Source organism: Pseudacidovorax sp. DMC4 (assembly GCF_056314265.1).
In genome coordinates, this window is the sequence record NZ_JBQUYR010000012.1 from 114,985 (window position 1) to 136,930 (window position 21,946).

Sequence of the window (21,946 nt, forward strand, 5' to 3'; positions counted from 1 at the left end):
CCCATGGCCGACGGCATCGCAGTCCCGCTGGACGTGCGCCTCATGAACCTCACGGCGACCGTCCTGTACGCGCTGTGCGGGCTGATGCTGCTCGCCGCCGGCGGCTGGTGGGTGCTGCGCCAGCCCTTCCTGCCGCTGGGCGTGATCCGTGTGGACGGCGACGTGACGCACAACAACCCGATCACCCTGCGGGCCAACGTCGCGCCGCGGCTGGCCGGCAACTTCTTCACGGTCGACCTGCAGCGCGCCCGCGTGGCCTTCGAGTCGGTGCCCTGGGTGCGCAAGGCCGTGGTGCGGCGCGAGTTCCCGAACGCGCTGCGCGCCACGCTCACCGAGCATGTGCCGGCCGCGCTGTGGGGCGCCGAGGACGAGTCCCGCATGATCAACACCTACGGCGAGGTCTTCGAGGCCAACACCGACGAGGCCGGCGACGACCTGCCGCGGCTGGAAGGCCCCGATGACCAGGCCAGCCAGGTGCTGGGCATGTACCGCGAGCTGGCTCCGGCCTTCGACGGCAGCGGCCTGAAGCTCACCGAGCTGCGGCTGTCCACCCGCGGTGGCTGGCAGGCGGTGCTCGACTCCGGCGCCACCGTGGAGATCGGCCGCGGCACGCCCGAGGAGGTGGTGGCGCGCGTGCGGCGCTTCCTGCTCAGCGCCCGCCATGTGGCCGCCCAGTACGGCCGCAGCATCGAATCCATCGAAAGCGCCGACCTGCGCCATGCCGACGCCTATGCGGTGCGCATCCGCGGCGTCACCACCGTCTCGGCCGATGCACCTGCCGCCGCCGCGGCCCGGCGGCGCTAGGTCCGACGTACAGACAGACAGAACGAACGAGAGCCCCGAGGGAACACTCACACATCATGGCCAAAGACTACAAGGACCTGGTCGTCGGACTCGACATCGGCACCGCCAAGGTGATGGCGGTGGTGGCCGAGGTGCTGCCGGGCGGCGAGCTCAAGCTCGCCGGCCTGGGCGTGGCACCGTCCAACGGCCTCAAGCGCGGCGTGGTGGTCAACATCGACGCCACTGTGCAGAGCATCCAGCAGGCGCTCAAGGAAGCGGAGCTGATGGCCGACTGCAAGATCGGCCGCGTCTACACCGGCATCACCGGCAGCCACATCCGCGGCATCAACTCCAGCGGCATGGTGGCCGTGAAGGACCGCGAGGTCAGCACCACGGACGTGGCCCGCGTGGTGGAGACGGCGCGCGCCATCAACATCTCCAGCGACCAGCGCCTGCTGCTGGTGGAGCCGCAGGAATTCGTGATCGACGGCCAGGACGTGAAGGAGCCGATCGGCATGAGCGGCATGCGCCTGGAGGCCAAGGTGCACATCGTCACCGGCGCCCAGAGCGCGGCCGAGAACATCATCAAGTGCGTGCGCCGCTGCGGCCTGGAGGTGGACCAGCTGATGCTGAACCCGCTGGCGTCCAGCCTGGCGGTGCTGACCGAGGACGAGCGCGAACTGGGCGTGTGCCTGGTGGACATCGGCGCCGGCACCACCGACGTGGCCATCTTCACCAACGGCGCGATCCGCCACACGGCCGTGATCCCGATCGCCGGCGACCTGATCACCAGCGACATCGCCATGGCGCTGCGCACGCCGACCAAGGACGCCGAGGACATCAAGGTCGAGAACGGCTTCGCCAAGCAGCTGCTGGCCGACCCCGAGACGCAGGTCGAGGTGCCCGGCCTGGGCGACCGCGGCCCGCGCATGCTGAGCAAGCAGGCCCTGGCCGGCGTGATCGAGCCGCGGGTGGAAGAGATCTTCCAGCTCGTGCAGCAGGTGGTGCGCGAGTCGGGCTACGAGGAAGTGCTCTCGTCCGGCGTGGTGCTCACCGGTGGCAGCGCCGTCATGCCGGGCATGGTCGAGCTGGGCGAGGACATCTTCCTCAAGCCGGTGCGCCGCGGCATTCCCAAGTACGCCAGCGCCCTGTCGGACATGGTGGCCCAGCCGCGTGCCGCCACCGTCATGGGCCTGCTCGAAGAAGCCCGTCATGCACGCATGCGCGGCTACAAGGTCGCGCAAAAAAATGGTTCAGTGAAGACGGCTTTCGGCCGATTCAAGGATTTCATCGTGGGGAATTTCTGATGCGCCACGCAGCACCTCGGCTCCACCTCATCCATTTCAACGAGCGATGGCGGCGTACGGGGCCGCCGCCACCGCAGGAAGCCTCGACCTCTTCCTCCACCACCACGCCCCAGACAACAACAGCAACGTCAGTCAAGCAGCAACTGCAAGGATCCAGGAGTTCATGATGCCCATCGAAATGATCGAAGTCGAAGAGTTCAACCAAGGCACGCAGATCAAGGTGATCGGTGTCGGCGGCGGCGGCGGCAATGCCGTCTCCCACATGATGGAGCGGGGCGTCCAGGGGGTGCAGTTCGTCTGCGCCAACACCGACGCCCAGGCCCTCAACCGCTGCGGCGCGCCCAAGCTGATCCAGCTGGGCAACAACGGCCTGGGTGCCGGCGGCAAGCCCGACAAGGGCCGCGAGGCGGCCGAGGCGGCGGTGGACGAGATCCGTACCGCCATCGACGGCGCCCACATGCTGTTCATCACCGCCGGCATGGGCGGCGGCACCGGCACCGGCGCGGCGCCCGTCATCGCCCGCGTGGCCAAGGAGATGGGCATCCTCACCGTCGGCGTGGTCACCAAGCCCTTCGACTGGGAAGGCGGCAAGCGCATGAACAACGCCGAGTCGGGCCTGTCCGAACTCGAGGCGAATGTCGACTCGCTGATCGTCATCCTGAACGAGAAGCTGCTCGAAGTGCTGGGCGACGAGGTGACGCAGGCCGAGGCCTTCGCGCATGCCAACGACGTGCTGAAGAACGCCGTCGGCGGTATTTCGGAAATCATCAACGAGTACGGCGGCGTGAACGTCGACTTCGAGGACGTGCGCACCGTGATGGGCGAGCCCGGCAAGGCCATGATGGGCACCGCCTCGGCCAACGGCCCGGACCGCGCCCGCATCGCCGCCGAGCAGGCCGTGGCCTGCCCGCTGCTGGAGGGCATCGACCTGTCCGGCGCCAAGGGCGTGCTGGTGCTGGTGACGGCCTCGAAGGCCTCGCTGAAGCTGTCGGAGTCGAAGCTGGCGATGAACACCATCCGCGCCTACGCCTCGCCCGAGGCCAACGTCATCTACGGCGCCGCCTACGACGACAGCCTGGGCGACGACATGCGCGTGACCGTGGTGGCCACCGGCCTGTCGCGTCCGGCCGCCGGGCGCGGCCAGCCCGAGCTGCAGGTCATCCGCACCGGCACCGACAACGTGGCCTTCCAGGTCCCGACGCTGGGCGGCGCGCTGGCCAACGGCGTGGCCGCCGGCGCGGCCGGCCAGGCCAAGTACGACGGCATGGCCGTGCCCAGCGTGTGGCGCACCAACCGCACGATGGCCGCCGCCAAGGTGGATGCGCTGTCTTCTGGCGGCATGGACGATTTCGAGATCCCCGCATTCCTCCGCCGCCAAGCTGACTGACGGCGCATCGGGCTACTGCGCGGCCCGATCTCGCATCTGTGCTTCTCGCCGTACCTGAGTACGGCTGCGATGCTCGATGCGACCTCGGACCGCTCGCTACGCCCGCTGCACCATCAGTCGTCCTGTGCTCGACTGAAGGCACCGGCAGCCTGCGGCTGCGGTGCAAACCCGACGCCATGTGTCGAGCGACGCATGGCGCTTCGTTGCGTCTGCATCTGCGGCAGGGCACTTACGCCTCCTTACGGCTATCACGGTCATAGGCCGAAGAGTGGGGTTGGCGCGGGGTGGCCAAAATTACAATCCGCGCCGTGCTGCAACAACGAACCCTCAAGTCCATCACCCGCGCCGTGGGCGTCGGCCTGCACAGCGGACAGCGCGTGGAGCTGACGCTGCGGCCCGCGCCGGCGGACACGGGCATCGTGTTCCGGCGGGTGGATCTGCCCGAGCCGGTGGACATCCCCATGCGGGCCGAGTCGGTGACCGACACCCGCCTGGCGTCCACGGTTTCCACCGGCGGCGCCAAGGTGCAGACGGTGGAGCACATCATGTCGGCCTGCGCCGGCCTGGGGCTGGACAACCTCTACATCGACATCACGGCCGACGAGGTGCCGATCCTCGACGGCTCGGCATCGTCCTTTGTCTTCCTGCTGCAGAGCGCGGGCATCGAACTGCAGAAGGCGCCGCGCCGCTTCATCCGCGTACTGCGGCCCGTGGAGGTGCGCGAGGGTGAGGGCGACAACCTCAAGTGGGCCCGGCTGGAGCCCTACCACGGCTTCAAACTGAGCTTCGAGATCGACTTCGACCACCGCGTGGTCAATGCCACCGGCCAGCGCTACGAGTTCGACCTGAGCGTGGGCCAGTACGCCCGCGACATCGCCCGCGCGCGTACCTTCGGCTTCACCAAGGAAGTCGAGTACATGCGCAGCAAGGGCCTGGCCCTGGGCGGCGGGCTGGACAACGCCATCGTCATGGACGACCACAAGGTGCTCAATGCCGGCGGCCTTCGCTACGACGACGAGTTCGTCAAGCACAAGATCCTGGACGCCATGGGTGACCTCTACATCGTCGGCAAGCCCCTGCTAGCGGCCTACAGCGCTTTCCGCTCGGGCCATGCGCTCAACAACAAGCTGTTGCGGGAACTGCTGGCCCACTCCGATGCCTACGAGATCGTGACCTTCGAGGACACGCGCCAGGCCCCGCACGGCTTCGGCGAGATCGCTCGCGCCTGGTAAGGCGCACGTCCCGTTCGCATGCTGCTCTTTCGCTGGGTCATCCTCCTTTTGCTGCTGGTGGCGGGTGTGTGCTTCGCCTTCTATGCGGCCACCGGCCAGATGCGCTATCGGCGCCTGGGCTGGATCGTCTTCAAGTGGACCTTCCTGGCGGCGCTCGGCTTCTTTGCCGTGCTGATCGCCGAGCGGCTGGCCTGAGCGGCTGGCCTGAGCGGCGGCAGCAGGGCCGCAGCCGCCCGGCCTCACGCCGACGGCGGCATGCCCTCGTAGGCGTTCTGCAGCAGCCGGCGCAGGGCGGCGGCCTCCAGCGGACGGGGGTTGGGGTACTGGTTCTGCATCGCCAGCGCGCAGGCGCGGTCCAGGTCCTCTTCGCGCAGGCCGATCTCCTTCAGTGCCACCGGGGCGCCGTGCCGCCGCGCCAGTTCGTGCAGCGCTCGTGGTGCGTTCTCCGCCCCAAGGGCCCGGGCGATGCGGGCCATGGCCACCGGTGCGGCCGGCGCGTTGTAGGCCAGCGCATGCGGCAGCACGATGGTGTGGGTCTCGGCATGCGGCAGGTTGAAGCTGCCGCCCAGCGTGTGGCACAGCTTGTGGTGCAGGGCCATGGCCACGCTGCCCAGCACCGTGCCGCACAGCCACGCGCCATAGAGTGCGTCCGTCCGTGCCTGGGCGTCGCCGCTGTCCGCGTGGATGGCCGGTAGCGCCCGGCCCAGCGCGGCCAGGCCTTCCTCGGCCATCAGCTGCGTCACCGGGTTGGCGTCGTCGGCATACAGGCCCTCGGCCGCATGGGCCATGGCATTGATGCCGCTGACCATCGACAGGCCCACGGGCAGGCCCAGGCTGAGCTGCGGGTCGTAGATCACGGTGCGCGGCAGCACGCGCGGGTCGCGGCCGGTGCGCTTCACGCCTTCGTCGGTCAGGCCGTAGATGGGCGTCATCTCCGAGCCGGCATAGGTGGTGGGCACGGCCAGGATCGGCAGGCCCGAGTCCAGTGCGATGGCCTTGCCCAGGCCGATGGTGGAGCCGCCCCCCACCGCCACCGCGCAATCGGCGCCCAGGCGCTGCGCCACGGCGCGGGCCTCGCGTGCGGCGGCCATGGGCACATGCATGACCGCGCCGTCGAACACGCCCGCGGCCCGCTCACCGAGCAGGTCGGCCACCTGTTCCGCCTGGGCCCGCTGCGGGGGCGTGCACAGCACCAGCGCCTTGCGCGCGCCCAGGGCCTCGACCTCCGCCGCGACCTGCGCCAGCGTGCCGGCGCCGAACAGCACGCGCTGCGCCCGGCTCTCGTAGACGAAGGGCTTCATTCGGCGACGATGTTGCGGGCCTTGATCAGGCGGCCCCAGCGTTCGCTCTCACTGCGAACGAGCTGGTTCATGGCTTCGCGCGAGCCGGCCACCACCTCGAAGCCGCCATCGGCCAGGCGCTTGGCCACCTCGGGCTGGCGCAGCGTCGCGGTCACGTCGGCCGCCAGGCGGTCGAGCACCGGCGCCGGCACCTTGGCGGGCGCGACCATGCCGACCCAGGAATAGACCTCGAAGCCCTTGTAGCGCTCGGCCACGGCCGGCACGTCGGGCAGGGCCGCGCTTCGCTGCGGCGAGGTCACGGCCAGGGCGCGCAGCTTGCCGCTCTGCACCTGCGGCAGCACCAGCGGCAGGCTGGCGATCATCGAATCCACGTGGCCGCCCATCAGGTCGGTCATGGCTGGGCCGCCGCCCTTGAAGGGCACGTGCGTGCCCCTGCCGCCGGCGGTCTCCAGGAAGAGCTCGGCCGACAGGTGGTTGGAGCTGCCGGCCCCCACCGAGGCATAGGAGACGCCGTTGCCGGCCTTGGCAGCTGCCACGTAGTCCTGCAGCGTCCGGTAGGGCGAACTGGCCGGCACCACCAGCACCATGGGCGAACGGGCGATGTAGGCCACGCCGGTGAGGTCGCGCTCGGTGGAGTAGGTCAGCCGGGGATAGATGTGCTGCTCGGTCGCGTAGGAGTCGAACACCATCGCCACCGTGTGGCCGTCGGGGACGGCCTTGGCCACCAGCGCCATGCCGATGGTGCCGCCGGCACCGCCGCGGTTGTCGACGATCACCTGCTGGCCCAGGCGGGCGGCCAGCGGCTCCTGGATCTGGCGCGCCACCTTGTCGACCGTGCCGCCGGCCGCGAAGGGCACGACGATGGTCACGAGGCGCGAGGGGAAGGCCGGCTGCGCCGCCGCGGTGCCGGCCGCCAGAAGGCCCAGGCCGAGGCCAATGCCGAGTGAAAGGCCCTGGCCGATCAGCCTGCTGCGGGAGGCGCCGCCGCGCGTTGTCTCTTGCTGGAACATGGTCGATTCCTGGTTCTTGTGAAGTGGGCTGGATGCTATTCTTTTCGTGGCGTCTGCAGAATCCGCCGCTGCCGCCAAACGCCTTTGCGAGGTTTGCACAGATGGAATCGATCCGCTTCGCCGAATCCCTGGCCGTCTTCGTCGACGTGGCCGAGGCCGGCAGCTTCTCGGCGGTGGCGCGGCGGCGTGGCATGGTGGCCTCCTCGGTCGCACGCCAGATCGATGCGCTGGAGCAGGACCTGAAGGTGCCGCTCTTCACCCGCTCCACCCGCGCGCTGGTGCCCACCGAGGCGGGCGTGCTGCTGCTGGAGCGGGCCCGCAAGATCCTGCGCGACATGACCGACGCGCGCAGCGAGGTCGTCTCGCTCGACCGCAGCGTGCAGGGCCTGCTGCGCGTGAGCTGCGTGCCGGCCTTCGGCCGCCGCCACGTGGTGCCGCACCTGGGCTCGCTGTTCGAGCGCCACCCGGCGCTGCGGGTGGAACTGGAGTTGACCGAGCGCCTGGTCGATCCGGTGCTGGAGCGCTTCGACCTCGTGATCCGCATCGGCCCACAGCCCGACAGCAGCCTGGTGGGCCAGCGCATCGGGAGCCAGCGCTACATCATGGGCGCCTCGCCCGCCTACCTGGCGCGCCACGGGCGGCCCGAGCGCTTCGAGGACCTGGCCCATCACCGCCTGATCGACCGCCAGCACAGCACCAGCGCTCGCGGCTGGCGCGAACTGGACGGCTTCGACTGGAGCCGGCCGCCGCACTTCGTGCTGGAGAGCGACGACTGCGACTCGCGTCGGCATTGCGCGGCGCAGGGCCTGGGCATCGCGCTGATGCCCAACTGGGCCATCGGCGAGGACCTGGCCGCCGGCCGCATCGTCGAGCTCCAGCTCGAAGGCGCGCCACGTCAGCCGGCCAGCGGCATCTACATGCTGCGGGCGGCGGCGCAGGCCAGCCTCAAGGTGCGGGCCTTCACGGAGCACCTGCTGGAGAGCATCGGCCGCTCTGCCAGCTGGGTGAGCGACACGGCGACTGCGCTGCAATAGGACGAGGTCCGACGCCGAACTCGGTGTCGCCGCTGCCTCGGTGCTCCCGTCCCGCCCTCAGCTCAAGCAACGGGCTGTTCGATGCATGCGTCGGGCCTTCAGCGCGAGCGTCCGCCCTTGTAGAGCCCACTGGCCCGCGGCTGCAGCGTGGTGGCCTCACCGAGCCGGGCGCGCACCCGGCCCACCTGCGCATGGGTGATGGCCAGCCCCAGCGCATCGGCCGCGTCGCTGCCGGGCAGGCCGGGCAACTCCAGCAGCCGGCGCACCATCTCCTGCACCTGCGCCTTGGCCGCACGGCCATGGCCGGCCACCGCCTGCTTCATCTGCGTGGCCGTGTACTCCGCCACCGGCAGGCCGCTGGTCACCAGCGCCGTCAGGCAGGCGCCGCGCGCCTGACCCAGCAGCAGCGTGGACTGCGGGTTGACGTTGACGAACACGATCTCCACCGACGCCGCATCCGGCTGGTAGCGCTGGCTGAGCTCACCGATGCCATCGAACAGCACCTTGAGCCGCGCCGGCAGGTCGGTGCTGCCCAGGTGTCGCGTGCTGATGGTGCCGCTGGCCACATAGCGCAGCGAAGGGCCGTCCACATCCACCACGCCGAAGCCGGTGGTCTGCAGTCCAGGATCAATGCCGAGTACGCGCATCGTCCTCATGCGTTGAAGTACCAACGGACGGAGTGGAAGAAGATCGGCGCCGCGAAGCACAGCGCATCCACCCGATCCAGCAGGCCGTTGGCCCCGGTGATGCCCACGCCCTTGCGGCCCCAGTGCGGCACGCCGCGGTCGCGCTTGAGGGCCTTCATCACCAGGTGGCCCATGGAGCCCGCGACACAGGCCACCAGCGCGGCCACGAAGGCCTGCCAGAAATGGAAGGGCGTGATGAACGAAAGCAGCGCACCCACGAAGCTGGCCACGCCCATGCCCACGCCCCAACTGGCCCAGTTGAAGCTGCGGCTGACATGCGGCGCTATGGGTGCGCGCGGGCGCAGGATCTGGCGCAGCAGGCCGCCACGGCCGGGCGGCGCCGGTGGGCCGGCCTGGCTGTCGCTGCCGGAGGCGGCCAGGTGCCGATAGATCAGGTGCTGCACCAGCATGCAGGTCTGCACCGTCGCGACCAGGAAGAACACCAGGAAGGCGTTCTTGCCGGCGTAGCCGGGGAACTGCAGCAGCAGCAGCGCCGGCACATGCGACAGCCCGTAGACGCAGACCATGATGCCCCACTGCAGCTTGGCATTGCGCTCCAGGAAGTGGTCCGGGTCGTCCGCCAGCGCGGCGGCCGTGGGCAGCGCCAGGAAGGCATAGACCGGGATGAACACCGTGAACAGGTCGAAGCGGGCCGTGCCCACCAGCACGAACTGGATCGGCAGGACCACGAAGAAGGCCAGCAGCAGACTGCGATGGTCGCCGCGCCGCGTCGGCGATAGCGTGATGAACTCGCGCAGCGCCAGGAAGGCGATCAGGCCGAAGAGTACCGTGGCCACCGTCTCGCCGAGCGCCCAGCCGATCCAGAAGACGATGACCATCACCCAGGTGGTGCGCAGCAGGGCGCGCAGGTGCACGAGCTCCTCTTCCCAGGCCTCCCCGTGCACGGGGTTGCGGCGCTCGCGCAGGCCGACGAAGAAGAGGGCGGCGCTGACCAGGGCCAGGATGCCGAAGACCAGCAGGAAGAGGGCGGCCACCTGCTCCGAGGGGCCGAGGTTGCGAAGGAAGTTCTCCATGAGGCGCCGTCCTTCCTACACGTCGCGCAGGGCGATCACGGCCTCGCGCGCCCGGTCGAGGAAGGCCCGCCGCTCCTCGCCCGGCTCGATGCGGATGGGCGCGCCGAAGGTCACCGAGCAGAGGATGGGCACAGGCACCACCTCGCCCTTGGGCATGACGCGCTGGACGTTGTCGATCCAGGCCGGCACCAGCACCACCTCCGGGAACATCTGCGCCAGCGTGTAGAGGCCCGACTTGAACTTCTGCGGCACGCCCGTATGGCCGCGCGTGCCTTCGGGAAAGATGATGATCGAGTCGCCGCTCTTCAGCGCCTCGATCAGCGGCTGCAGCGGCGCCATCGGGTCGGGCGGCGCGGCGCCGTCCTCGGCCGGTGCGGGCGTGCCGCCGCGCTCCACATAGATGGCGTTGAAGACCTCTGTGGTGATCCAGCGCTTGAAGGGCGAATTGGCCCAGTAGTCGCGGGCCGCGATGGGCCGGGTGATGCTGCGCAGTTCGCCAGGCAGGGCGGCCCAGATCATGACCAGGTCGATGTGGCTCTGGTGGTTGGCGAAGTAGATGCGCTGCTCGGCCTTGGGCGGGCAGCCCCACCAGCGCGCCTGGGCCCCGGTGAGCAGGCGCGTGACGCCCAGCAGCAGGGCGCCCGTCAGCTTGGCAAGGTACATCGGTCGATGATACGGGCGGGGGTCAGGGCAGCTCGACCGCGCCCATGCGCGCAACGATGGTCGAAGCCCTGCCATTGAGGTAGGACGAGTAGGGCCGCTTCTCGTAGAACTTGGGGCTGGGCAGCATGACGGCCAGCCGCGCCGCCTCGCTGGCCGTCAGGCGGTCGGCGCCCTTGCCGAAGTAGTGGCGCGCCGCGGCCTCGGCACCGAAGACGCCTTCGCCCCATTCCACGCTGTTGAGGTAGATCTCCAGGATGCGGCGCTTGCCCAGGAAGAGCTCCAGCAGCTGCGTCAGCACCAGCTCCTGGCCCTTGCGCAGCAGCGTGCGTTCGCCCGACAGCAGCAGGTTCTTGGCCAGTTGCTGGCTGATGGTGGAGCCGCCACGCAGCTGCGGCGGGCGGGTGGGTCGGCCCTGCGCGGCGGCACGGGCGGCCCGGCGCGCAGCCAGCTCCTCGGCGCGCGCGTTGCGCTGCCGGGCACGTTCGATGGCCTCCCATTCCACGCCGCCGTGTTCGACGAAGGCGGCATCCTCGCTGGCGATGACGGCGCGCTTGAGCGGATCGGCGATGCGTTCGTAGGGCAACCAGGTCTGGCTCCACTGTGCGCGCGGCCCGTCCTGCCGCGCGAGCCGCCACATCTCCGAGCGCTGGAAGCTGGTGGACTGCGGATCGAGCACCAGCATGAGCGCGATGCGCAGCAGGAAGAACAGCTGCAGCGCCACGCCTGCCAGCAGCAGACAGACCAGCCAGCGACCGAGCGGACGCATCATGCGGGCTTGGCGTCGACCAGGGCGCGCAGATCGGCCAGCACCGGCGCCGCATCGGGCCGCACGCCGCGCCACACGGCGAACGCCTCGGCCGCCTGCTCGACCAGCATGCCCAGGCCGTCTCGACCGATGGCGCCGTGGGCCTGGGCCCAGCCGATGAAGCCGGCGGCGGCGGGGCCGTACATCATGTCCACGGCCAGGGCGCCCTCGGCCAGCACGCTGGCCGGCACGGGCACGCCGTCACCCGCCAGGCTGGAGGCGGTGCCGTTGACGACGATGTCGAAGCGGGCATCGCCCAGGCCGTCCAGGCCGGCGGCCTGAAGCTCGCAATCCGTGCCGCGGGCCAGGTGGGCATGCTGCGCCACCAGCGCCTCGGCCTTGGCGGCGGTGCGGTTGGCCACCACCAGGCGCGAAGGCGCCGCCTCGATCAGCGGCCCCATCACGCCGGCCGCCGCGCCACCCGCGCCGATCAGCAGCACCCGCGCGCCCGCCAGCGCGCGGCCGGCATGGCGCACGATGTCGGCCACCAAGCCGGCGCCATCGGTGTTGTCGCCGTGCACATGGCCGTCCTCGTCGAAGCGCAGGGTGTTGACCGCGCCGGCCAGACGGGCGCGCGCGCTCAGGCGATCACCGGCCAGCGCGGCGGCGTCGAACTTGCAGGGCACCGTCACGTTGCAGCCGCCGGCCCGGTCGCCGGCCTCCTGCGCCTCACGGCGGAAGTCGGCCACGGCCTGCGCGAAGGCGCCCGGTGCGACCTCGCGGCGTCCGTAGTCCAGCGTCTGGCCGGTGAGTTGGGCGAAGCGGGCGTGGATCCACGGCGAGCGGCTGTGCGCCACCGGGTTGCCCATCACGCAGTAGCGGTCCATGGGGTTCTGATGCGGTCGAAGGAAAAAGGCGGGGGACGGCTCACTGCGGCGTGGCGGACACCTGGGTCTCCAGCGTCTCGTCGCGGGTGAAGCGGAAGCGCGAGGGCAGCACGATCTGGTCGGCCTGGCGGCGCATGGCGTCGGTGAAGGTGCCGAAGTTGCCCAGGCTGCGCACGATGGCCTGGGCGCGGCGGTCCAGGTCGGCATTGCCGGAGCTTTCCACCAACTCGGTCGCCAGCAGGCGGCCGTCGTGGTTGACGGTGATCAGCAGCGTGAGCTGGCCATAGAGCTTCTGGCCCCGCGCCTCGGGAAAGTTCAGCGTGCCGCGCGCCTCGATGCGCCGGCGCAGCGCATCCACGTAGCCCGCATAGGCCACCTCGCGCGTGGAGGGGCTGATGTAGCGGCGCTTGGGGCGGGCGTTCTCTTCGTTGACACGGCGTTCGATCTCGGCGAGCAGGTCCAGCAGCTGGCGCCGGCGCTCTTCCTGCGCCGTGCTGTCGGCGGTCTGGCCGGTGCGGCTGGGGTCGGGCGCGGGCAGGGCGGCCAGTTGTTTGCGCACGCGGGCCAGCAGCATCTGCTGCTGCTCCTGCAGCGCCTCGATGCGGCGCTGGGCGTCCTGGTCGGAATCGCCGACGGCGCGGAAGGCCGAGGGCGGCAGCGGGCTGGTGGCGCGGCCCCGCTCCAGGTCGCCGCCGCCGGCAAGCGTGGCCTGGGCCAGGGCCGCCGGCTTGGCCGGCAGGTCGGTCTGCGAACTGCGGGCGTTGACCAGGATGATCTCCAGCGGCGACTCCTGCAGCACGCGGTCGAAGGCGGCCGGGTCGGCCACGCGCACGCCCAGCACCGCCGCATGCACCAGCACCGACACACCCAGTGCCATCTGCAGCGGAGTCAGGTCGGCCAGGCGCATGGCGGAGAAGCGATGCAGGATCAGGCCGCGGGGGCGGGCGCGGGGGCCTCGGGTTCGGCGTCGTTCACATCGACGGCGATGGTCAGCGCGCCGGTGGCGGCTTCTTCCTCGTCGGCCTCGGCATCGTCGGCGGCGGGTGAGGCCTCGGCGTCCAGGCGCTCGATCACGCTGCCATTGACGGCCAGCGCGATCTCGTCGATGTCGCCCAGGCGCAGCCGCACCCGCGCGCCGCGCGGCAGGCCCTGGGCACCGATCACCGGCAGCACCAGCGGCAGCGTGTCGGCGCGGGCCAGTGCCTCGCCGCCGCCGGCGTCGCGCACCAGTGTGGCCTCCAGCTCGCGGATGCCGTGCTGCTGCAGGTACTTGAGCGTCCAGAAGCGCTCCATGCCGGACTGGTAGGCGTTGTAGGTGGTGTAGGCCGCGTCGAAGCCGGAGAGGATGGAGAACAGGCCTGCGTCCTTGGGCTTGAAGGGCGCGGCCAGCGCAGCGGTCTTGCCGTGGCGCGCGGCCGCGATGATCTGCCACTGGTTGACCAGATCGGTGTAGCGGCGCAGCGGCGAGGTGCTCCAGGCGTAGCTCTTCACGCCCAGGCCGGCGTGCGGCAGGGCCTTGGTGCCCATGCGCACCTTGATGCCGGGCGCCAGGCTGGCCTGGCTGCGGTAGAGCGCGGGCACGCCCAGCTCGCCCAGCCAGCCGCCCCAGCTGCTGTTGGCCAGGATCATGGCCTCGGAGACGATCAGGTCCAGCGGCGCGCCGCGGCGGCGGGTGGTGATCTGCACGGTCTCGCTGCCGTCGGGCTCGGCACGGTCCTCATGGCCGACCAGGCGGAAGTTGTAGTCGGGGCGGTTGAAGCTCTCGGGCTTGCCGCGCACCACTTCGCGCTGCGCCTTCAGCGCCTTGGCCAGACGGAACAGGAAGGCCAGCGGCGCATGCAGGCGCTGCGCCTCGGCGGGGCCACCGGTGGGTGCGGGCGCCTCGAGCCAGGTTTCGTCGATCACCGCATCGAGCTGGTCGTGGCGCAGGTTGGCGACCACCGGCACACGTTCGATCTTCGTCTCGATGCCCTGCAGCGCCAGCGTGGCCTCGTCGAAGCGGGCATAGAGCGACACCGCCGGGCGCGGCGCGCCTTCGAGCAGGGTGTAGGTCTGCACCACGGCGTCGGGCAGCATGGTGATCTTGTGACCCGGCATGTAGACGGTGGACATGCGCGCGCGCGCCACCTGGTCCAGCGCGTCGCCGGGCGCCAGCGCCAGGCCGGGCGCCGCGATGTGCACGCCGACGGTCACCGTGCCGCTGCCCAGGCCTTGCACCGACAGCGCATCGTCGATCTCGGTGGTCTGCGAGTCGTCGATGGAGAAGGCCTCGACGCCCTCGGCCAGCGGCAGGTCGTCGGCCACCGCAGGCGCCGTGAGTGCGGCCGGAAAGCCCGTGCCCTTGGGGAAGTTCTCGAACAGGAAGCGCTTCCAGTGGAACTGGTAGGACGAGTCGATGGCGCCGGCGGTGGTCAGCAGCTCCAGTGGCGGGCGCTGGGCGGTGCGGGCGGCCTCGACCACGGCCTTGTATTCGGGCGCGTTCTTGTCGGGCTTGAAGAGGATGCGGTAGAGCTGCTCGCGGATGGGCGCCGGGCAGCGGCCGGCCACCAGTTCGGCCGACCATTCGCCGATCTGCGCCTGGATGGCTTTCTTCTTCTCGATGGCGGCCAGGGCCTGCTGCACGATCTCGGCGGGTGCCTTGCGGAAACGCCCCTTGCCGCTGCGGCGGAAGTAGTGGGGCGCGTCGAACAGGGCGAAGAGGGCGGCGGCCTGCTGCGCCAGCGTGGGCTTGTCGCTGAAATAGTCGGCCGCGAGTTCGGCGAAACCGAATTCCTCGTCGGACGCGAATTCCCAAGCCAAGTCCAGGTCCATCGTGGCGGCCAGCGCGCGCGCTTCGGCGATCAGCTCGGCGGGCGCCGGCTTGTCGAAACGCAGCACGATGTTGGCGCCCTTGACCTTGACGCGCTTGCCGCTATCGAGCTCCACCTGCGCCGACGCTTCGGCCTCGGACAGCACACGGCCGCCGAGGTACTTGCCGGCTTCTTCGAACAACACAAACATCTGGCGATTGTCACACGCGCCCCGCGGCGCGCCGGGCCCGCGGCGGGCTCAGGCCGGTTGCAGGAAGGCGATCACGGCGTCCAGGTGGGCCGTCTCGAAATCGGACAGCGCATGGTCGCCGCCCTCGACCACGCGCAGCAGGCTGCCGGGGTAGCGCGCCGTCATCTCGCGCCAGTCCAGCACCTCGTCGCCCTTGGCGATCACGGCCAGCAGGCGCTCCGGGTGCGGCAGCGCGCCGGCCTGCAGGGCGCGCAGCTCGTCGATGTACTCGGGGCGGAAGAAGAAGTGCGCCTCGGGGTCGTGCCAGGCCGTCTGTTCGCCGATGTATTTTTCGAGGTCGCGTGCCGGATCGACGGCCGGGTTGACCAGCGCCGCACGGCAGCCGGTGTGCGCCGCCAGCCAGGTCGCATAAAAGCCGCCGAGCGAGGAGCCGACCACGGCCATCCTGTCGCTGGGCCAGTCGGCGGTGCCCTGCGCGATCAGTTCTGCCGCCGCGCGCGGCGAGGGCGGCAGCTGCGGGCACCACCAGTGCACCGCCGGATGCCGCGCCGCCATCCGCGCCGCCATCAGCCGCGCCTTGGCCGATTGCGGCGACGAGCGAAAGCCATGCAGGTAGAGCAGGTGGGTGGTCGACATTTGCCGCACTGTAGCGGCGCACGCGGATAATCGCGCGCCTCATGTCTGCCGTCTTCCAGCGCCCCTCGCTCCTGCGCCGCATCGCGCCTGTGTTCCAGGGCTTCGACGTCCTGCTGGTGCTCGCACTGGTGGTGCTGGCCTCGACCGGCATGGTCGCCATGTACTCCTCCGGCTACGACAGCGGCACCCGCTTCTCGGACCATGGCCGCAACATGCTGCTGGCAGCGGGCATCATGTTCCTGGTGGCCCAGGTGCCGCCGCAGCGGCTGATGAGCCTGGCGGTGCCCCTGTATGCGTTCGGCGTCACGCTGCTGGTGGCGGTGGCGCTGTTCGGCGTCACCAAGAAGGGCGCCACGCGGTGGCTGAACGTGGGCGTGGTGATCCAGCCCAGCGAGATCCTGAAGATCGCCATGCCGATGATGCTGGCCTGGTGGTTCCAGCGGCGAGAAGGCCAGTTGCGGCCGCTGGATTTCGTGGTCTCCTTCGTGCTGCTCGCGGTTCCGGTCGGCCTGATCATGAAGCAGCCCGACCTGGGCACCTCGCTGCTGGTGCTGGCGGCGGGGCTGTCGGTCATCTTCTTCGCCGGCCTGCCCTGGAAGCTGATCGTGCCGCCGGTGATCATCATCGCCATCGCCGTGACGCTGATCGTCTGGTACGAGCCGCAGCTGTGTGCCGACGGCGTGGACTGGCGCATCCTGCACGAGTACCAGCGCCAGCGCGTGTGTACGCTGCTGGATCCCTTCCGTGACCCGCTGGGCAAGGGCTTCCACATCATCCAGGGCATGATCGCCATCGGCTCCGGCGGCCTGGGCGGCAAGGGCTTCATGCAGGGCACGCAGACGCACCTGGAGTTCATTCCCGAGCGCACCACCGACTTCATCTTCGCCGCCTATTCCGAGGAATTCGGCCTGGCCGGCAACCTGTTCCTGATCTGCGGCTTCATCTTCCTGATCTTCCGCGGGCTGGCCATCGCCTCGTCCGCGCCGACGCTGTTCTCGCGGCTGCTGGCCGGCGCCGTGACGATGATCTTCTTCACCTACGCCTTCGTGAACATGGGCATGGTCAGCGGCATCCTGCCGGTGGTCGGCGTGCCGCTGCCCTTCGTCAGCTATGGCGGCACGGCCATGGTCACGCTGGGGCTGGGGCTGGGCATCCTGATGTCGATCGCGCGCTCGCGGCGCCTGATGCAGACCTGATCTTCCGGTCGTCGCGCCAAGCCTGTCGCATCTGGCGAGCGCTTGCGCCGTCGGCCCCACGCCCCGATCCGGCTCTACGCGCCCCGACCCGTCTGCAGCAGCCGCGCGCGCAGCGTTGGCATTGCCCCTGATCCCCGGCCTGCCGATCCGCGAGGACGGGGGCAGCGTCCGGAGGCGCGAGCAATAATCTGCCGATGATCTCCCGCGAACCCACCCTCGAGCGCCTGGCCACGGCGCAGCAACTGTTGCTCACGCCCTTCGGGCTCGACGAGACGCACCTCGCCAAGGCCCTGGCCGAGATCCGCGCGCACAAGGTGGACGACGCGGATCTGTACTTCCAGTACACGCGCGCCGAGGGCTGGAGCCTGGAGGAAGGCATCGTCAAGACGGGCAGTTTCTCCATCGACCAGGGCGTGGGCGTGCGGGCGGTGAGCGGCGAGAAGACCGCCTTTGCCTATTCCGACGACATCTCCGAGGCCTCGCTGCTCGATGCCGCCCGCACCGTGCGCGCCATCGCCGCGGCGGGCAAGTCGGGCCGGGTCAAGGCGCCCGCGCGCAAGGTGGCGCCCAGTCGCCAGCTCTACGGTGGCATCGATCCCATCGCCACACTCGACAGCACGGCCAAGGTGGCGCTGCTCGAAAAGGTCGAGAAGCTGGCCCGCAGCCGCGACCCGCGCATCGCGCAGGTCATGGCGGGTCTGGCGAGCGAATACGACGTGGTGCTGGTGGCGCGCGCCGACGGCACGCTGGCCGCCGACGTGCGGCCGCTGGTGCGCCTGTCGGTCACGGTCATCGCCGAACAGAACGGCCGCCGCGAGATCGGCTCTGGCGGCGGCGGCGGCCGCTTCGGTCTGGCCTATTTCGGCGACGAGCAGATCGCCGAGTACGTGGACCATGCCGTCAATTCGGCCCTGACCAACCTCGAGTCGCGCCCGGCCCCGGCCGGCGAGATGACCGTGGTGCTCGGCCCCGGCTGGCCCGGCATCCTGCTGCACGAGGCCGTGGGCCACGGCCTGGAAGGCGACTTCAACCGCAAGGGTTCCAGCGCCTTCAGCGGCCGCCTCGGCCAGCGCGTGGCGGCCAAGGGCGTCACGGTGCTGGACGACGGCACCATCGCCGACCGCCGCGGTTCGCTCAACGTGGACGACGAGGGCAACCCCAGCCAGCGCAATGTGCTGATCGAGGACGGCATCCTCAAGGGCTACATCCAGGATTCGCTCAACGCCCGCCTGATGGGCGTCGCGCCCACCGGCAACGGCCGGCGCGAAAGCTACGCGCACCTGCCCATGCCGCGCATGACCAACACCTACATGCTCGGCGGCGACCGCCATCCGGACGAGATCGTCGCCAGCATCGACAAGGGTCTGTACGCCATCAACTTCGGCGGCGGCCAGGTCGACATCACCAGCGGCAAGTTCGTGTTCTCGGCCAGCGAGGCGTGGTGGGTCGAGAAGGGAAAGCTGCTCTACCCGGTCAAGGGCGCCACCATCGTCGGCAACGGCCCGGACGCGCTGACGCGCGTGAGCATGATCGGCAACGACATGAAGCTGGACACCGGCGTGGGCACCTGCGGCAAGGAAGGCCAGAGTGTGCCGGTGGGCGTGGGCCAGCCCACACTGCGCATCGACCGCCTCACCGTCGGCGGCACGGCCTGAACATAAATACAGCTTGGCAAGCCGTTTTCACGTGCTAGAGTCGGGCTCCATGTTCGCTCAACGCGCTTATTACTTTGCCTACTTTTGGTTCCCGGACTCCGGCGGACGAGAGGCGCGCGCGTAAACGCAACAACCCAACCCTCAAAAACCGCCGGTGCCAAAAGCCCGGCGGTTTTTTTTCGTCCCCCGTTTTCCGTCACACATCAACCCACAAGAAGGATCGTTCCCATGAACAGCAGCAACGCCACCGCCAATCCCTGGTATGCGCCCGTCGAGAAAACAAGCCAGACCGACGACGAACGCATCAAGGACATCAACGTGCTGCCCCCTCCGGAACACCTCATCCGCTTCTTCCCCATCCATGGCACGGCCGTCGAGAAGCTGATCACCGACACCCGCCGCAACATCCACAACATCATGGCCGGCCAGGACGACCGGCTGCTGGTGGTGATGGGGCCGTGTTCCATCCATGACCCCGCCGCGGCCCTGGATTACGCCCGCCGCCTGAAGGCCGAGCGCGACAAGTACGCCGACTCGCTGGAGATCGTGATGCGGGTGTACTTCGAGAAGCCGCGCACCACCGTCGGCTGGAAGGGCCTGATCAACGACCCGTACTTGGATGAGAGCTACCGCATCGACGAGGGTCTGCGCATGGCGCGCCAGTTGCTCATCGACATCAACCGCCTGGGCCTGCCGGCGGGCAGCGAGTTCCTGGACGTGATCTCGCCCCAGTACATCGGCGACCTGATCGCCTGGGGCGCCATCGGCGCGCGCACCACCGAGAGCCAGGTGCACCGCGAGCTCGCCTCTGGCCTGTCGGCGCCCATCGGCTTCAAGAACGGCACCGACGGCAACATCCGCATCGCCACCGACGCCATCCAGGCGGCGGCGCGCGGCCACCACTTCCTGTCGGTGCACAAGAACGGCCAGGTCGCCATCGTGCAGACCAATGGCAACAAGGATTGCCACGTGATCCTGCGTGGCGGCAAGGCGCCCAACTACGACGCCGCCAGCGTCGAGATCGCCTGCCGCGACCTCGAGGCCGCCGGGCTGCCCCCCACGCTGATGGTGGACTGCAGCCATGCCAACAGCAGCAAGCAGCACCAGAAACAGGTCGACGTGGCACGGGACATCGCGGAGCAGATCGCCGGCGGCAGCCGCAAGGTCTTCGGCGTGATGGTGGAAAGCCACATCCAGGCCGGCGCGCAGAAGTTCTCGCCGGGCAAGGATGTGCCGTCGGCGCTGGAATACGGCAAGAGCATCACCGACGCCTGCCTGGGGTGGGACGATTCGCGCAGCCTGCTGGATGTGCTGTCGCAGGCGGTGAAGAAACGTCGCGGTTGAATCAGATGAAGGAAGCCAGTGCGGGCCAGTGGTGCCGCACGGCGGCGGCCACCTCGCCCTGGGCATCCATCAGCGTGAAGTCGGCGAAGTCGAAGCCCGGCGCGACGGCGCAGGCGGCCAGCGTGTAGTCGCCGGCGCTGTGCGTGGCCACGGGTTGCGCCGCCTGCCACTGGCCGGCGGGCACCATGTGCTGGGGGCGGCCGCCGTGGACGTCCACCGGGGCCAGGCGAACATGGGCCGGCGCCGTGCGGAAGGCGGCGTCGGCGGTCCACAGGGTGAGCGGCACGCCCTCCAGATGCACCCAGAGTTCGTCCGACAGCACCTGGTGCCAGCGCGAATGCTGGCCGGCCTCCAGCAGGAAGTAGATGCTGGTCAGTGCCGCACGCGGTCCCCGGTGGTCGGCGGGCTGCACCGGGGTCGGTGCGCGGAACACCTCGCGGTACCAACCGCCCTCGGGATGGGGCTGCAGTTGCAGCGTCTCGATCAGCTGCCGGGCGCGCGATGTGGCTTGGGCCATGTGGTGGGTTCTCCGGCGTTCAGGCGGCCTGCAATGCGGCGATCAGCTTGCCATGGATACCGCCGAAGCCGCCATTGCTCATGCAAACCAGATGGTCGCCCGGTCGCGCAGCAGCGGCCACGGCCTCGACCAGGCTGTCGACGTTGTCGAAGCAGACCGCGCGTTCGGCCATCGGCGCGAGCGCGCCGGCCACGTCCCAGTCCAGGCCGGCCGTGTGGCAGAAGGCGAGGGCGGCATCGCGCAGGCTGCCCGGCAACTGGGCGGCCATGGTGCCGAGCTTCATGGTGTTGCTGCGCGGCTCGAAGATCGCCACGATGCGCTCGCCCTGGCGCCCGTCGGCGTCCAGCCGCTGGCGCAGGCCATCCAGCGTGGTCTGGATGGCGGTCGGATGGTGGGCGAAGTCGTCGTAGACGCGGATCGGCTCACCGCCCTGCCGCGCCACTTCGCCGCGCAGTTCCATGCGGCGTCGCACATTGCGGAAGCGGCAGAGCGCCTCGGCGGCCTGCGCCGGCGCCACGCCCACATGCTCGGCCGCGGCGATGGCGGCCAGCGCGTTGGCCTGGTTGTGCCGGCCGCTCAGCGCCCACTCGACGCGGCCGACCACCTCGCCGGCGCGCAGCACGTCGAAGGCATGGGCGGGGCCGCGGGCGCGCCACTGTGCCTCCGGCGCCTCGCCGAAGCGGGCGACTTCGCTCCAGCAGCCCTGGGCCAACACCCGCTCCAGGCTCTGTTCGCCCGCGTGGACGACCAATCGGCCGGTGGAGGGCACGGTTCGCACCAAGTGGTGGAATTGCCGCTCGATGGCCGCCAGGTTGTCGAAGATGTCGGCGTGGTCGAACTCCAGGTTGTTCAGCACCGCCGTGCGCGGCCGGTAGTGGACGAACTTGCTGCGTTTGTCGAAGAAGGCGGTGTCGTACTCGTCGGCTTCGATGACGAAGGGGGCTGGATGGCTTGCTTGCGCCGCGGAAGCGACGGCCGCTTCTTCCATGCCCGTCGAGGCGAGGGCTTCGGCAGCCCCGCGACCCAGGCGCGCGGAAACGCCGAAGTCCAGCGGCACGCCGCCCACCAGGAATCCGGGCTGCAGGCCCGCCTGCTCCAGCACCCAGGTCAGCATCGAGGTGGTCGTGGTCTTGCCATGGGTGCCGGCCACGGCCAGCACATGGCGGCCCTGCAGCACATGCTCGGCCAGCCACTGCGGGCCGCTGGTGTAGGGCGCGCCGGCGTCCAGGATCGCTTCCATCAGCGGGAACTTGGGACGGCCATCGGCCAGCCGCGCACGGGAGACGACATTGCCGATCACGAACATGTCGGGCGCGAGCGCCAACTGGTCCGCGCCATAGCCTTCGAGCAGTTCGATGCCGAGCTCGCGCAACTGGGTGCTCATCGGCGGATAGACGCCCGCATCACAGCCGGTGACGCGGTGGCCGGCCTCGCGGGCCAGGGCGGCCAGGCCACCCATGAAGGTTCCGCAGATGCCGAGGATGTGAATATGCATCGGCGGATTCTAGGAAGGGCCGCAGGGCCGTCCG

21 protein-coding genes are annotated in these 21,946 nt (G+C 69.9%); 9 read left to right on the forward strand and 12 right to left on the reverse strand.

Features of this window, described 5'->3' with window-relative positions; translation table 11 throughout:
• Positions 1-3 precede the first annotated feature (3 nt).
• The 5 genes from ACT54X_RS21280 to ACT54X_RS21300 all read left to right on the forward strand — a co-directional run bounded on the left by ACT54X_RS21280 (position 4) and on the right by ACT54X_RS21300 (position 4,904).
• Positions 4-804: a cell division protein FtsQ/DivIB gene (locus ACT54X_RS21280; protein WP_354319576.1), complete on the forward strand. Its 801-nt coding sequence runs from the start codon at positions 4-6 to the stop codon at positions 802-804.
• A 56-nt stretch (positions 805-860) separates the two neighbouring features.
• Entirely contained in the window at positions 861-2,090 is a 1,230-nt protein-coding gene (gene ftsA, locus ACT54X_RS21285) for a cell division protein FtsA (RefSeq protein WP_017759904.1), read from the forward strand.
• A gap of 166 nt (positions 2,091-2,256) precedes the next feature.
• Positions 2,257-3,477: a cell division protein FtsZ gene (gene ftsZ, locus ACT54X_RS21290; protein WP_043117752.1), complete on the forward strand. Its 1,221-nt coding sequence runs from the start codon at positions 2,257-2,259 to the stop codon at positions 3,475-3,477.
• 308 nt (positions 3,478-3,785) lie between these two features.
• Positions 3,786-4,709 (forward strand): UDP-3-O-acyl-N-acetylglucosamine deacetylase, encoded by a 924-nt coding sequence (gene lpxC / locus ACT54X_RS21295; protein ID WP_294373443.1) that lies wholly within the window; start codon positions 3,786-3,788, stop codon positions 4,707-4,709.
• Between the two features lie 18 nt (positions 4,710-4,727).
• Positions 4,728-4,904 (forward strand): hypothetical protein, encoded by a 177-nt coding sequence (locus ACT54X_RS21300; protein WP_017759907.1) that lies wholly within the window; start codon positions 4,728-4,730, stop codon positions 4,902-4,904.
• Positions 4,905-4,948: 44 nt separating this feature from the next.
• Here the strand turns inward: ACT54X_RS21300 and ACT54X_RS21305 are convergent, their stop codons facing one another.
• Both ACT54X_RS21305 and ACT54X_RS21310 read right to left on the reverse strand, forming a co-directional pair.
• Positions 4,949-6,010 carry a maleylacetate reductase gene (locus ACT54X_RS21305; RefSeq protein WP_476348423.1) on the reverse strand — a complete coding sequence of 354 codons (1,062 nt, stop codon included), beginning with the start codon at positions 6,008-6,010 and terminating at the stop codon, positions 4,949-4,951.
• A complete protein-coding gene (locus ACT54X_RS21310) occupies positions 6,007-7,020 on the reverse strand; it encodes a tripartite tricarboxylate transporter substrate binding protein (protein WP_476348425.1) in 1,014 nt (337 codons plus the stop codon). The genes ACT54X_RS21305 and ACT54X_RS21310 overlap by 4 nt, the downstream gene beginning before the upstream one ends.
• Positions 7,021-7,121: 101 nt before the next feature.
• On the opposite strand from ACT54X_RS21310, the gene ACT54X_RS21315 reads away from it, so the two are divergent.
• Positions 7,122-8,054, forward strand: a complete 933-nt coding sequence (locus tag ACT54X_RS21315; RefSeq protein WP_476348427.1) for a LysR family transcriptional regulator — start codon at positions 7,122-7,124, stop codon at positions 8,052-8,054.
• Between the two features lie 98 nt (positions 8,055-8,152).
• Here the strand turns inward: ACT54X_RS21315 and ruvC are convergent, their stop codons facing one another.
• Genes ruvC through ACT54X_RS21355 form a run of 8 tightly spaced genes read right to left on the reverse strand, consistent with a single transcriptional unit; the run spans position 8,153 to position 15,705 of the window.
• Positions 8,153-8,701, reverse strand: a complete 549-nt coding sequence (gene ruvC, locus ACT54X_RS21320; protein WP_476348522.1) for a crossover junction endodeoxyribonuclease RuvC — start codon at positions 8,699-8,701, stop codon at positions 8,153-8,155.
• Positions 8,702-8,706: 5 nt separating this feature from the next.
• Positions 8,707-9,774 carry a phosphatidate cytidylyltransferase gene (locus ACT54X_RS21325; RefSeq protein WP_294373434.1) on the reverse strand — a complete coding sequence of 356 codons (1,068 nt, stop codon included), beginning with the start codon at positions 9,772-9,774 and terminating at the stop codon, positions 8,707-8,709.
• Between the two features lie 15 nt (positions 9,775-9,789).
• Positions 9,790-10,437: a lysophospholipid acyltransferase family protein gene (locus ACT54X_RS21330; RefSeq protein WP_017761555.1), complete on the reverse strand. Its 648-nt coding sequence runs from the start codon at positions 10,435-10,437 to the stop codon at positions 9,790-9,792.
• A gap of 22 nt (positions 10,438-10,459) precedes the next feature.
• Positions 10,460-11,203 carry a monofunctional biosynthetic peptidoglycan transglycosylase gene (gene mtgA / locus ACT54X_RS21335; RefSeq protein WP_294373694.1) on the reverse strand — a complete coding sequence of 248 codons (744 nt, stop codon included), beginning with the start codon at positions 11,201-11,203 and terminating at the stop codon, positions 10,460-10,462.
• On the reverse strand, positions 11,203-12,069 hold the full coding sequence (gene aroE, locus ACT54X_RS21340) for a shikimate dehydrogenase (RefSeq protein ID WP_294373432.1): 867 nt from the start codon (positions 12,067-12,069) through the stop codon (positions 11,203-11,205). The genes mtgA and aroE overlap by 1 nt, the downstream gene beginning before the upstream one ends.
• A 40-nt stretch (positions 12,070-12,109) precedes the next feature.
• On the reverse strand, positions 12,110-12,976 hold the full coding sequence (locus tag ACT54X_RS21345) for an energy transducer TonB (protein ID WP_294373429.1): 867 nt from the start codon (positions 12,974-12,976) through the stop codon (positions 12,110-12,112).
• A 20-nt stretch (positions 12,977-12,996) separates the two neighbouring features.
• Complete coding sequence (locus ACT54X_RS21350) at positions 12,997-15,069, reverse strand: ribonuclease catalytic domain-containing protein (protein ID WP_476348430.1); 2,073 nt, start codon at positions 15,067-15,069, stop codon at positions 12,997-12,999.
• A gap of 48 nt (positions 15,070-15,117) precedes the next feature.
• Positions 15,118-15,705, reverse strand: a complete 588-nt coding sequence (locus tag ACT54X_RS21355) for a YqiA/YcfP family alpha/beta fold hydrolase (protein WP_476348432.1) — start codon at positions 15,703-15,705, stop codon at positions 15,118-15,120.
• Positions 15,706-15,746: 41 nt separating this feature from the next.
• On the opposite strand from ACT54X_RS21355, the gene rodA reads away from it, so the two are divergent.
• From rodA to ACT54X_RS21370, 3 genes are all read left to right on the forward strand, one after another.
• Positions 15,747-16,901 carry a rod shape-determining protein RodA gene (rodA, locus tag ACT54X_RS21360; protein WP_017760158.1) on the forward strand — a complete coding sequence of 385 codons (1,155 nt, stop codon included), beginning with the start codon at positions 15,747-15,749 and terminating at the stop codon, positions 16,899-16,901.
• A gap of 194 nt (positions 16,902-17,095) precedes the next feature.
• Positions 17,096-18,556, forward strand: coding sequence for a metalloprotease TldD (tldD, locus tag ACT54X_RS21365; RefSeq protein WP_294373415.1), 1,461 nt, complete (start codon positions 17,096-17,098; stop codon positions 18,554-18,556).
• 228 nt (positions 18,557-18,784) lie between these two features.
• Entirely contained in the window at positions 18,785-19,900 is a 1,116-nt protein-coding gene (locus ACT54X_RS21370; protein ID WP_354319567.1) for a 3-deoxy-7-phosphoheptulonate synthase, read from the forward strand.
• A 1-nt stretch (position 19,901) separates the two neighbouring features.
• Here ACT54X_RS21370 and ACT54X_RS21375 read toward each other — a convergent pair whose 3' ends face one another.
• Both ACT54X_RS21375 and mpl read right to left on the reverse strand, forming a co-directional pair.
• Positions 19,902-20,417, reverse strand: coding sequence for a cupin domain-containing protein (locus ACT54X_RS21375; protein ID WP_354319566.1), 516 nt, complete (start codon positions 20,415-20,417; stop codon positions 19,902-19,904).
• A 19-nt stretch (positions 20,418-20,436) separates the two neighbouring features.
• Positions 20,437-21,912, reverse strand: coding sequence for a UDP-N-acetylmuramate:L-alanyl-gamma-D-glutamyl-meso-diaminopimelate ligase (gene mpl / locus ACT54X_RS21380; protein WP_476348435.1), 1,476 nt, complete (start codon positions 21,910-21,912; stop codon positions 20,437-20,439).
• Positions 21,913-21,946: the final 34 nt, after the last annotated feature.